Raw genomic sequence first — 11,425 nt, 5'->3', positions numbered from 1 at the left:
GCGCGGGGCGCGGCGAGCGCGCGGCGGCTTGCCGCCGGCGTCGGCGCACCGCACCGGGTGGACGGCAGCCGATCGCGGAAGGAACGTCGCGGGGCTGGCCGGTCGCGGCGCGAGCCGTGCCCGGGCCGCCGCGGGTGGTCTGCACGTGACGACCGGGCAACCGTGGTACGGCGCCATCCTACGCGACGGGACCCGAGGCGACCGTATCCTGGCCGCGTGAGCGACGAGCGCAGCAGCACGGGGCCGACGACGGCGGGCGCGCGCGACGGCGCCCTGGCGGAGCTCGTGGGCCTCGCCGCCTACGTCGAGCTGCGGACGTTCGGGCTGCTGGCGGCGCACGCGGTCGGGGCCCCCGACCTGGCGGGCGCGCAGCAGCTGGCCCGGGTGGCCGGCCGGGTGCTGCGCCGGCAGGAGGAGCTCCTCGCGGTGGGCACCGCGCAGGGCGCGGACGACCTGACGCTCATGGAGCCGTTCCGGCACGTCCTGGACCCGTTCGACGAGCGCACGCCCCCGTCGTCATGGTGGGAGGGCCTGCTCAAGGGCGTGGTGGGGCACGGCGTCGCCGGCGACCTGTGCCGCCTGCTGGCGCGCGGGCTGCCCGCGCAGGACGCGGCCGCCGTCGGCGCCGCCATCGGCGTCACCGACCGCGAGCGGGAGCAGGACGACGCCGCAACCGTGCTGGTGCGCGGCGCCGCGCAGGCCGACGCGGTGCTCGCGTCCCGCCTGGCGCTGTGGGGCCGGCGCGTGGTGGGGGAGTCGCTGACGCTCGCGCAGACGCTGCTGGCGGAGCGCCCGGCGCTGGCGGGCCTGGCGCGCGAGGCCGCGCGACGCTTCCAGCAGCAGGACGCGGCGGGCGTCGACGTGACCGCGTGGGTGCTGAGCGAGCTCACGGCCGAGCACACCCGCCGCATGGACCGCATGGGCCTCGCGGCCTGAGCCTCCCACCCCTGAGCCTCCCACGCCTGAGCCTCCCGCCCCTAAGCCTCCCACCCTGAACGAGGCGCGGTCGCCGGGCCGTCGTGAGGGCGCCGCACCGACGTCGTGGGACGTCGCCGAGACACCGCAGGCCCACCCGGACGTCCCGGGCGGGCCTGCGGTCGGGCGCGGTGAGCGCGCGTCAGAGCGAGCCGAAGCCCACGCGGCGCTGCTCCTCGGGCCCGACCTCGACGTACGCGAGCGTCGCCGTCGGGACGACCACGCGTCGGCCGCGCGAGTCGGTCAGCTCCAGCACGCCGTCGGACAGGGCGCTCTTGACGGCCGCGGCGACCTGGTCGGCCGTCTCCTCGACCTCGAGCACCAGCTCGCGCGGGTGGTTCTGCACGCCGATCGTGACTTCCACGGTGACTCCTTCGGTGGGCGCCCGGGTGTGCTGAGCGCGAGTGGCCAGGGGCGGGGTCGATCCTAGTCAGCGCGTCGCGCGGCGCCCCTGCCGGGCGCGGCGGTTTCGCCGAGGGCCGATCCGGCGGGTGCCGCGCGAGGAGCGGGGACGGCCGCCGGGCGTGCCCTCGGGGTGCCCTCGGGGTGCCCTGGGGATGCTGCAGCGCGCCGCCCGGGCGCGCGTGCGGCCGTGTCGGTGGGACGTGATCGGATACTGCGCGTGACGACGATCTCCGCCCCGCCCGGCCCCCTCGGGAGGCGCGCGCCCGCCCCCCGGCTCGTGCCGCCGCGGCAGGGCGCGGCCGACGACGTCACGCTCGACGCGACGCAGCGCGCCGCCGTCGAGGCAGCGGCCGAGCGGCCCGTCACGCTCGTCGTCGGCGCGCCGGGCACGGGCCGCACCACGGTCGCGACCGCGGTCGCCGTCGAGGCCCTCACCGCCGGCGGGCTGGAGCCGTCGCGGGTGCTCGTGCTGTCGGCCTCGCGCCGCTCGGCGGCCCGGCTGCGCGACCGCGTCGCCGCGGCGTCCGGCCGCACGATCGGCGCCCCCATGGTGCGCACCGCGGCGTCGGCGGCGTTCGCCGTGCTGCGCACGCGCGCCATGGCGCTCGGCGAGCCGTCGCCGACGCTCGTGTCCGGCCCCGAGCAGGACCTGGTGCTGGCCGAGCTGCTCGCCGGCCACCTCGCCGGGGACGGCACGCCCCTGGAGCTCCCGGCGGGCCTGCCGGCGGAGTCGCTCGGGCTGCGCGGCCTGCGCCAGGAGCTGCGCGACCTGCTGATGCGCGCCGCCGAGCGCGGCCTGGGCCCGGCGGACCTCGCCGAGCTGGGCCGGCGCCACGGCCGCGACGAGTGGGTGATGGCCGCCCATCTGTACGAGGAGTACCTCGACGTGACGACGCTGCGCGTCGGCACGCCCGACTCCGGCGCGCGGTACGACCCGGCCGCCGTGGTCGACGAGGCGGCGCAGGCGCTGCAGGCGTGGGAGGACGAGGTGCCCGGCGTGCCCCGCCCGGCGTGGGACCTCGTCGTCGTCGACGACTACCAGGAGGCCACGGTCGCCACGGCGCGGCTGCTGCACGTGCTGCACGACGCCGGGGCGCGGCTGGTGCTGCTGGCCGACCCGGACTCCGCCGTGCAGGGCTTCCGCGGCGCGACGCCGGGGCTCGTCGGCCGTGCCGCCGCGCCCGCGCGGCCAGGGGCGGTCGGCGCGTTCGGCGCCGACGTCGTCGTGCTGGGCACGGCGTGGCGGCAGCCGGCGGCGCTGCGGGAGGTCACCCGCACCGTGACCACGCGCATCGCGACCGTGTCGGGCGCGCTGCACCGCGGCGCGGCGCCGCGGCCCGCGGAGGGCGGCGGGAGCGACGGTGGTGTCGACGCCGCGGCCGCCGAGGCGCCGGGCCCCGGCGTCGCCGACCCGCCTCCGTCCGGCGTGCGCGTCGCCGTGCTCCCCGGCCTCGCGCAGGAGGCCGCGTACGTGGCGCGCGAGCTGCGCGCCGAGCACCTGCTGCACGGCACGCCGTGGGAGCGCATGGCCGTCGTCGCCCGCTCGGGCGACCGGCTGGCGTCCCTGCGCCGCGACCTCGTCGCGGCCTCGGTGCCCGTGGCCCTGCTCGGCTCCGACGTGCCGCTGCGCGACGAGCCGGCGGTCGCGCCGCTGCTGGCCGCCCTGCGCGTGTGCGCCGGCGCGGCGGACGGCCCCGAGGAGACGGACCGGAGCGAGCGCGAGCCGGTCGAGGGCGCGGACGTCGAGGGCGCGGACGTCGAGGGCGCGGACGTCGAGGGCGCGGCGGCCCGCGGCGCGGACGACGACGGCGCGCTGCCGCCGGACCTCACGGGCGGGGACGTGTCGCCGTTCCCGCTGCTCGACCCCGGCACCGCGGCGCTGCTGCTCACCTCGCCGGTCGGCGGGCTCGACGCCGTGGCGCTGCGCCGCCTGCGCCGCGCCCTGCGGGCCGAGGAGCTCGCGGGCGGCGGCGGGCGCACCTCCGACGCGCTGCTGGTCGAGGCGCTGGGCGACCCCGCCCGCGCGCAGACGCTGCCGCCGGCCGTGCGCCGCGGCCCGGTGTCGGTCGCCCGCGTGCTGGCCGCCGGGCGGCAGGCCGTGCAGGAGCCCGGCGCCACGGCCCAGACCGTGCTGTGGGCCGTCTGGGCCGCCACCGGGCTGGCCGAGCGGTGGCGGGACGCGGCGCTCGCGGGCGGGCCCGCGGGCGTGCGCGCCGACCGCGACCTCGACGCCGTGCTGGCGCTGTTCCGCGCCGCCGAGACGTACGTCGACCGCATGCCCGGCGCGCCGGTCGCCGCGTTCGTCGACTACCTGGGCTCGCAGGACCTGCCCGCCGACTCGCTCGCCGCCTCGGCCACCGGCGTCCGCGCCGTCGAGGCGCTCACGCCGGCCGGTGCCGCGGGCCGGGAGTGGGACTTCGTCGTCGTGGTGGGCGTGCAGGACGGCGTGTGGCCCGACCTGCGCCTGCGCGACTCCCTGCTCGGCTCGCAGGCGCTGGTCGAGCTGCTCGCGGGCCGCTCCGACGACGCGCGCGGCCTCGGCCCGGAGGCGCGTGCGCAGGTGCTGGCCGACGAGCTGCGGTCGTTCGCCGTGGCCACCTCGCGCGCCCGGCGCCGGCTGCTCGTCACCGCCGTGGAGGACGCCGAGGAGGCGCCGAGCGTCTTCTGCGACCTCGTCGCGCCGCCCGGCGACGACGAGGAGATGGACGACCGGCGCGTCACCGTGGGGGCGCCGCTCGACCTGCGCGGGGTGGTGGCCACGGCCCGCGCGGCGCTCGTCGGCGCGGTGGCCGCCGACGGCGGCGCGAGGTCGGACGGCTCGCCGTCGGTCGCGGTGCCGTCGGTCGCGGTGCCGTCGGTCGACGCCCCGCACGACCCGGCCGCCGTCGCGGCCGTGCTGCTGGCCGACCTCGCCGCCGCCGGCGTGCCGGAGGCCGACCCGCGCACCTGGTACGGCGTCGCGGCGGCGTCGAGCGAGGCGCCCCTGTGGGCGCCGGACGCCACGGTGCCGGTGTCGCCGTCGAAGGTGGAGACCGTCACCACCTGCGCCGTGCGCTGGTCGCTCGAGGCGGCCGGCGGCACCAAGCCCGACGCCACGCACCAGACGCTCGGCACGCTCGTGCACGCCATCGCCGAGGACCTGCCGCGCGGCTCGCTCGCCGAGCTGCGCGCCGAGCTGGACCGGCGCTGGCCGCAGCTCGCCCTGCCCGACGGCTGGCCGTCGCGCCAGCTGCGCCGGCGGGCCGAGCGGATGGTCGAGCGGCTCGCCGCGTACCTCGCCGCGGCGGGGGAGCCGCTGCTGGTCGAGGCGGAGTTCGACCTCGAGGTGGGCCGGGCCCGGCTGCGCGGCAAGATCGACCGCGTGGAGGCGGCGGGCGACGGCGCGGTGGTCGTGGCCGACCTCAAGACCGGCCGCAGCGCGCCGAGCAAGGCCGACTCCGCCGAGCACCCGCAGCTCGGCGCGTACCAGCTCGCCGTCGAGGGCGGCGCGCTGGACCTGCCCGAGGGCATCCGCAGCGCCGGGGCGCAGCTCGTCTACGTCGGCACCCCCACGGTCGCCCCGACCGTGCGGGAGCAGGGCGCGCTGCGCCCGGAGCCCGACGGGTCGAGCTGGGCCCGCGCCCTGGTCGAGGGCGCCGCCGGCACCATGGCCGCGGCCCGCTTCGACGCCCATCCCAACGACCTGTGCGCGATGTGCCCGGTGCGCCGCTCGTGCCCGCTGCAGCCCGAAGGACGGAGCGTGATCGCGTGAGCACGTCCCCGCTGGACCCCGCGTCCGACGACGCCGCCGACGGCGTGGCCCGCCCGGACCTCGAGGCGCTCGACCTGGCGCTCGACCTGGCGCTCGACCTCGGGTCGCCGGCCGCCCCGCGCGCCGTGCCCGACTGGTCCGCGCTCGAGCTGCCCGGGGACGCGCCGGCCGGCCCGCTGGCCGTGGTGCCCCCGGCCGGCGCCCGGCCCGCCCCGCGCCTGTCGGCGCGGGAGATCGCGCGCCTGATCCGCCGGCCGGAGCCGACCGACGAGCAGGTGGCCGTCATCGAGGCGCCGCTCGAGCCGACGCTCGTGGTGGCCGGCGCCGGGTCCGGCAAGACCGAGACCATGGCCTCGCGCGTGGTGTGGCTGATCGCCAACGGGCTGGTGCAGCCCGAGCAGGTGCTCGGCCTGACGTTCACCCGCAAGGCCGCCGGCGAGCTGCAGCAGCGCGTCCAGCAGCGGCTCGCCCAGGTCAACCGCGAGCTCGGGCGGGCGGCGTCGAGCCTGGACCTCCTGGCCCGGCCCACCGTGGCCACCTACAACGCCTACGCCGCCTCGCTGGTCACCGACCACGGGCTGCGGCTCGGCGTCGAGCCCGGCTCCCGGCTGCTGGGCGAGGCGAACCAGTGGCAGCTCGCCGCGCAGCTCGTCGAGTCCTGGGACGGCGACCTCGGCACCGACCGGGCGGTGTCCGGCGTCGTCGGGGGCGTCATCGCCCTGTCCGGCGAGCTGGGCGAGCACCTCGTGCCGGTCGACGACGCCCGCGCCTGGCTCGACGACGTCCTCGAACGGCTCGAGGCGCTGCCGCTGGGGCCGCGGCAGCGCAAGCGCACGGCCGAGGTGGAGAAGCTGGTCCGCGACCTCGCCGAGCGCCGGCGCCTGCTGGACCTCGTGGAGGAGTACCGGCGCCGCAAGCGCACGGCCGACGCCATCGACTTCGGCGACCAGATCGCCTTCGGCGCCGAGCTCGCCCGCTCGGTGCCCGCGGTCGGCGCCGCGGAGCGGGCGCGCTACCGCGTCGTGCTGCTGGACGAGTACCAGGACACCTCCTACGCCCAGGTCGAGCTGCTCGCGGGGCTGTTCGGCGGCGGCCACGCCGTCACGGCGGTGGGCGACCCGCACCAGTCCATCTACGGCTGGCGCGGCGCCTCGGCGTCGGGGCTCGCGCGCTTCCCCGACCGGTTCCGGCGGGCGGACGGCGCCCCGGCCGGCGTGCTCAACCTGTCGACGTCCTGGCGCAACGACCGCGCCGTGCTCGACGCCGCCAACGTGGCGGCCGCGCCGCTGCGCACGGCGGCGTCCGGCCCGACGACCGTCGAGGTGCCGCCGCTGGCGCTGCGCCCGGGCGCGGGTGACGGCCGCGTCGCCGCCCACGTGGCCACCACGCTGGAGGAGGAGGCCGAGGCGGTCGCGGAGTTCGTCGCCGCCCGGTGGCGCCCCGGCTCCCACCCCGACGGGCGGACGACGGCCGCGGTGCTGTGCCGCGCCCGCTCGCAGTTCCCCGCCGTCGAGGTGGCGCTGCGCAAGCGGGGCCTGCCCGTGGAGGTCGTCGGCCTCGGCGGGCTGCTGTCCACCCCGGAGGTGGTCGACGTGGTCGCGCTGCTCGAGGCGGTGCACGACCCCTCCCGCGGCGACTCGCTGGTGCGGCTGCTCACCGGCCCGCGCGTCAACCTCGGCGCGGCCGACCTGCACGCCCTCGGCTCGTGGGCGCACGACCTCGCCCGGCAGGACGCGCCGGCCGGGCCGGGCGCGGCCGGCGGGCCCGAGTCGATCGACCCGCAGGCCCTCGACGCCGTCGACGAGCTCGACGACCCGGTGATCGAGGGCGACGTCGTCGACCACCGCTCGATCGTCGACGCCCTCGACGACCTGCCCGCCCCCGGCCGGCCCGCCCGCGACGGGCGCGTGCTGACCCCGGCCGGCCACGCGCGCCTCACGGCGCTCGCCCGGCTGCTGCGCGGGCTGCGCGGGCTGACGTACCTGTCGCTGCCCGAGCTGGTGGTGCAGGCCGAGCGCGCGCTGGGGCTGGACGTCGAGGCGGCCACCGCCGACGCGCTCGCCACCCTCGTGCCGGGCGCCGGCGACCGCGTCAGCCTGCGCGGCCGCGAGCACCTCGACGCGTTCCGCGACGTCGCCGCCACGTTCGCCCAGTCGGCCGACGTCGCCACGCTCGGCGCGTTCCTCGCCTGGCTCGGCGTGGCCCAGGACCAGGAGCGCGGCCTCGACATGCCGGTGCGGGAGCCGGACCCGGACGCGGTCCAGGTCATCACCGCGCACGCCGCCAAGGGCCTCGAGTGGGACGTCGTCGCCGTGCCCGGCCTCGTCGACGGCGTCTTCCCGACCCTCGCCGAGTCGCCGAACGGCGGCCGCGCGGACAGCGGCTGGCTCAGCAGCCCCGGCGCGCTGCCGTACGGGCTGCGCGGCGACGCCGAGGACCTGCCGTCGTTCCGCTGGGACCTCGCCGCCGACACCAAGGACCTCATGGTCCGGCGCGAGGAGTTCCGCGCCGCCTGCGGCGAGCACGTCCTGGCGGAGGAGCGCCGCCTGGCGTACGTGGCCTTCACCCGCGCCCGGCGCGAGCTGCTGCTGACCGCCCACTGGTGGGGCACCGGCAGCAAGCCGCGGCGCGTGTCGCCGTTCCTCGCGGAGCTGGTCGAGGCGGGGCTGGTCGACGCCGACGGCTGGTCGGCCGCGCCGGACCTCGCGGACCTCAACCCGCGCGACGCCGAGGAGGTGACCGCCGCCTGGCCGGCGCCCGACGACGGCGGCGCGGGCTCGCCGCGGCAGGTGCTGCGCGCCACGGCCGCGCTCGTGGACGCGGCGGCGGCCGCGCGCCCCGGCGTCGGGCCCGGTGCCCTCACCGCTCCGTCCGGCGTGCTGCGCGACACGGCCGGGCACGACCTCGTCGAGCTCGCCCGGATGCTGCTGACCGAGCGTGCCGAGCGGGTCGGCCAGGAGGTCGAGCTGCCCGCGCACGTGTCGGCCTCCGGCCTGGTGCGGCTCGCCACCGACCGCGAGGAGTTCGCGCTCCAGCTGCGCCGCCCGGTGCCGTCCCAGCCCACGGTGCACGCGCGGCGCGGCACCCGGTTCCACGCCTGGGTCGAGCAGTACTTCACGTCGTCGTCGCTGGTGGACGTGGAGGACCTGCCCGGCGCCGAGGACGCGGAGCTGCCGGGCGACGTCGAGCTCGAGGAGCTGCGCGAGCGGTTCCTCGCCTCGGAGTGGGCGGGGCGCACGCCGGTCGCCGTCGAGCAGGACGTGGAGACCCCGGTCGCCGGGGTCATGCTCCGTTCGCGCATCGACGCGGTGTTCCCCGACCCCGACGGGGGCCCGGGCGCGGTCGTCGTCGTGGACTGGAAGACCGGCCGGCCGCCCGCCGACGCCACCGCGCAGGCGGCCCGCGAGGTGCAGCTCGCCGTCTACCGGCTCGCCTGGTCGCGGTGGACCGGCCTGCCGGTCGAGAAGGTGAGCGCCGCGTTCTGCTACGTCGCCACGGGGGAGACGGCGCGGCCGCGGCGGCTGCTCGACGAGGACGAGCTGGAGGCGCTCATCGTGGGCCGCTGAGGAAGGTCAGGCGGTGCCTGTCGCCGCCCGAGGCTGCGGCTCTGCTCCGGGCGGGTGCCTCGTCCCTCGGCCCCCACCCTCCGCGGCACCTCCGCCTCAGGCGGTGTCGTCCTCGCGGGTGGCCTCGTCCAGGTCGGCCAGCATCGCCACGGCGTCCTCGACGACGTCGGGCAGGTCGTGGCGCACCCCGTGCAGCAGCCACCGGGCGAGCGCCAGCTCCCCGACGAGCAGCGCCCGGTCGACCAGCCGCGAGTCGTGCAGCTCGGTGCGGCGCAGCTGGTAGGCCTCCATGATCGAGTCGACCGCCTCGGGCGGGGCCGCCACCAGCAGCCAGGCCAGGTCGTCGGCCGGGTCGGCCACGCGGGCGTCCGACCAGCCGGTGATGGCCGCGACCCGGCCGCCCAGGACGAGCACCTGCTCGGCCGCCAGGTCGCCGTGCACGACGACGGGCTGGAACCGCCACAGCGCCACGTCCTCGAGCGCGGCCTCCCAGCGTCGCAGCAGGGCGGCCGGCACGCGGCCGGTCGCGGCCGCCTCGTCGAGCTCGGCCAGCCGCCGGTCGCGGTACTCCGCGACCGTGTACGACGGCATCCCGCACGACTCCACCACGCTCGGCGGCACCTCGTGGATCGCGGCGATCGTGCGGCCGAGGTCGGCCGCGAGCCCGGGACCGGGCGTGAGGGACTCGATGTCCAGCGGGGCGCCGGCGATGTGCGGGTGCACCACGGCGCGCCCGCCCTCGGGCAGGGTCGCCGACCCCGCGACGCGCGGCACCGCGAAGGGCAGCACGCCGGCGTCGTGGTAGCGGTGCAGCCCCTCGAGGAGCTCGACCTCGGCCTCCAGCGCCGCGCCGGCCATCGTCGTCCGCGGGGCGCGCACCTCCCACGACGTGCCGTCAGCCGCGGTCACCACGGCGACGTCGTAGTCGCCGGGCGCGTCGACCGGGCGGACGGCGCGGGCGTCCAGGCCCGGCACGGCCGCGGTCGAGAGCGCCGCCAGGGCGAGCGGTGAGCGTGGCACCCGCCCACCGTAACCGCGGCGGCGGGGTGCCCGGGACCGGAGCGGCCGCGTGTCGGCACGGTGCCGCCCGGGGGCGGTCGTCCGCCGGGGGAGACCGGTGCCGAGGGTTACGGTCGGCACGTGAGCATCCCCCTCGACCCGGTCCCCGCCCTCGACCTGCCCCTCGCCCGCGCCCTGCACGACCGCGCCGCCGACCACCGCACGGAGGCCGACCTCCTGGACCGCCTGCTGGCGGACCCCGGCGCGCGGGCCCTGGTCCTGCTGGGCGACCGGGTCGCGGCGACGCCCGACGGCGCGGACCTGGCGCTGGTCGCGCCCGCGGCGCTCCGGGCGGCCGCGGAGGCCGCCGCCCCGTCGGGCGCGGGCGCCGCCGAGGGCGCCGCGCCGCTCGGCGCCCCGCTCTGGACCTATCTCGGCGAGCACGCCGGCACGTCCTACCTGGCGCTCGTGCTGCCCGCTGCCGACAGGGGCCCAGGCTCGGGCGCGGAGCCGGCGCCCGAGGCGCTCGGCCTGCCGGCGCCGAGCGCCTGGCTCGGGCTGCGCCGCCTGGAGGCCCTCGACGCCCTGGAGCAGGGCCTGGCCACCGAGGCGGTGGCCCTGGCGAACTGGCACGCCGTGCACGCCTTCTGCCCGCGCTGCGGGGCCGCCACCGAGCCGGCGCTGACCGGGTGGGTGCGCCGGTGCCCGGTCGAGGACCGGGAGCTCTACCCACGGACCGACCCGGCGGTGATCATGGCGGTCGTCGACGACGCCGACCGCATCCTGCTGGGCCACGCCGCGCACTGGCCCGAGGGCCGGTTCTCGACGCTGGCCGGGTTCGTCGAGCCCGGGGAGAGCCTCGAGCAGGCCGTGCGCCGCGAGGTCGCCGAGGAGGCGCGTCTGGTGGTCGCCGACGGCCCGGGCGACGTCGTCTACCGGGGCTCGCAGTCGTGGCCGTTCCCGGCCTCGCTGATGCTCGGCTTCCACGCCCGCGTCGCCGGCACCGGCCTGCCCCCGCGGGTCGACGAGGTGGAGCTCACCGACGCCCGGTGGTTCACGCGCGACGACCTGCTCGGCGCGGTGGAGGCCGGCGAGGTGCTGCTGCCCGGGCGGCTGTCGATCGCCCGGGCGCTCATCGAGGAGTGGTACCGCGGGCGCCTGCCGGACTGACGCCCTGGCGCCGTCATGAGTACGGACACGCCGTGCGGATCTCGGTCCGCACGGCGTGTCCTGCACCTACGACGGTGTACCTACGACGGGGAGGGTCAGCGGCCGAGCGCCGCCTTGACGTCCTGCAGCGACGGGTTCGTCGCGGCGCTGCCGTCCGGGTAGACGACGGTCGGCACCGTGCGGTTGCCGCCGTTGACCTGCTCGACGAAGGCCGCGGTCTCCGGCTGCTCCTCGATGTCGATCACCTGGTAGCCGATGCCCTCGGAGTCGAGCTGCGTCCGCAGCCGCCGGCAGTAGCCGCACCACGTCGTCGAGTACATCGTGACGGTGCCCGGCGCGGGCAGTGCGGGCTGGGCGGCGGGCTGGGTGGCGGGCTGGGTGGCGGGCTGGGCGGCGGGCTGCGCGTCCGGCTGGCCGGTCGGCTGCGTGGTCGGCTGCGTGGTCGACGTGGTCATGCGGGTCCTCCTGGACTGTCTCGGGGTGACGGCGGGCGCCCGGCGCGCCGTGCTGCGCCCGGCGGGGACTGTGCACGACGCGGGGCCCGTGTCGGGACCGGCTG

Annotated in this window: 7 protein-coding genes; 4 read left to right on the top strand and 3 right to left on the bottom strand. The window is 78.8% G+C overall.

Features of this window, described 5'->3' with window-relative positions; genetic code table 11:
• The first annotated feature begins 216 nt into the window (after positions 1–216).
• Positions 217–936 (top strand): ferritin-like fold-containing protein, encoded by a 720-nt coding sequence (locus U5M74_RS05265; RefSeq protein ID WP_410906797.1) that lies wholly within the window; start codon positions 217–219, stop codon positions 934–936.
• Positions 937–1,117: 181 nt separating this feature from the next.
• On the opposite strand, the gene U5M74_RS05260 is transcribed toward U5M74_RS05265, so the two are convergent.
• Complete coding sequence (locus U5M74_RS05260) at positions 1,118–1,339, bottom strand: DUF3107 domain-containing protein (protein ID WP_069983598.1); 222 nt, start codon at positions 1,337–1,339, stop codon at positions 1,118–1,120.
• A gap of 258 nt (positions 1,340–1,597) precedes the next feature.
• Between U5M74_RS05260 and U5M74_RS05255 the strand changes: the two genes are divergently transcribed.
• Both U5M74_RS05255 and U5M74_RS05250 read left to right on the top strand, forming a co-directional pair.
• Positions 1,598–5,131, top strand: a complete 3,534-nt coding sequence (locus U5M74_RS05255; protein WP_410906795.1) for a PD-(D/E)XK nuclease family protein — start codon at positions 1,598–1,600, stop codon at positions 5,129–5,131.
• Positions 5,132–5,280: 149 nt separating this feature from the next.
• Entirely contained in the window at positions 5,281–8,697 is a 3,417-nt protein-coding gene (locus tag U5M74_RS05250; RefSeq protein WP_410906882.1) for an ATP-dependent helicase, read from the top strand.
• 96 nt (positions 8,698–8,793) lie between these two features.
• Here the strand turns inward: U5M74_RS05250 and U5M74_RS05245 are convergent, their stop codons facing one another.
• Positions 8,794–9,717 carry a macrolide 2'-phosphotransferase gene (locus tag U5M74_RS05245; RefSeq protein WP_410906793.1) on the bottom strand — a complete coding sequence of 308 codons (924 nt, stop codon included), beginning with the start codon at positions 9,715–9,717 and terminating at the stop codon, positions 8,794–8,796.
• A 120-nt stretch (positions 9,718–9,837) separates the two neighbouring features.
• Here U5M74_RS05245 and nudC point away from each other — a divergent pair, with 120 nt between their 5' ends.
• The gene (gene nudC / locus U5M74_RS05240) at positions 9,838–10,866 is read left to right on the top strand and encodes an NAD(+) diphosphatase (protein ID WP_410906791.1); all 1,029 of its coding nucleotides are present in this window, start codon (positions 9,838–9,840) and stop codon (positions 10,864–10,866) included.
• 95 nt (positions 10,867–10,961) lie between these two features.
• Here nudC and U5M74_RS05235 read toward each other — a convergent pair whose 3' ends face one another.
• Entirely contained in the window at positions 10,962–11,186 is a 225-nt protein-coding gene (locus tag U5M74_RS05235) for a mycoredoxin (protein WP_069983276.1), read from the bottom strand.
• Positions 11,187–11,425: the final 239 nt, after the last annotated feature.

The sequence above is a fragment of the Puerhibacterium sp. TATVAM-FAB25 genome (assembly GCF_046535855.1).
GTDB lineage: Bacteria > Actinomycetota > Actinomycetes > Actinomycetales > Cellulomonadaceae > Puerhibacterium > Puerhibacterium variabilis_A.
Note: the sequence above shows the minus strand (reverse complement) of the source record. Positions and strands in the feature narration are given on the sequence as shown.

Coding starts and splice junctions, on each gene's coding strand:
- U5M74_RS05235 (WP_069983276.1), bottom strand. CDS start 11,186: ATGTACTCGACGACGTGGTGCGGCTACTGCCGGCGGCTGCGGACGCAG.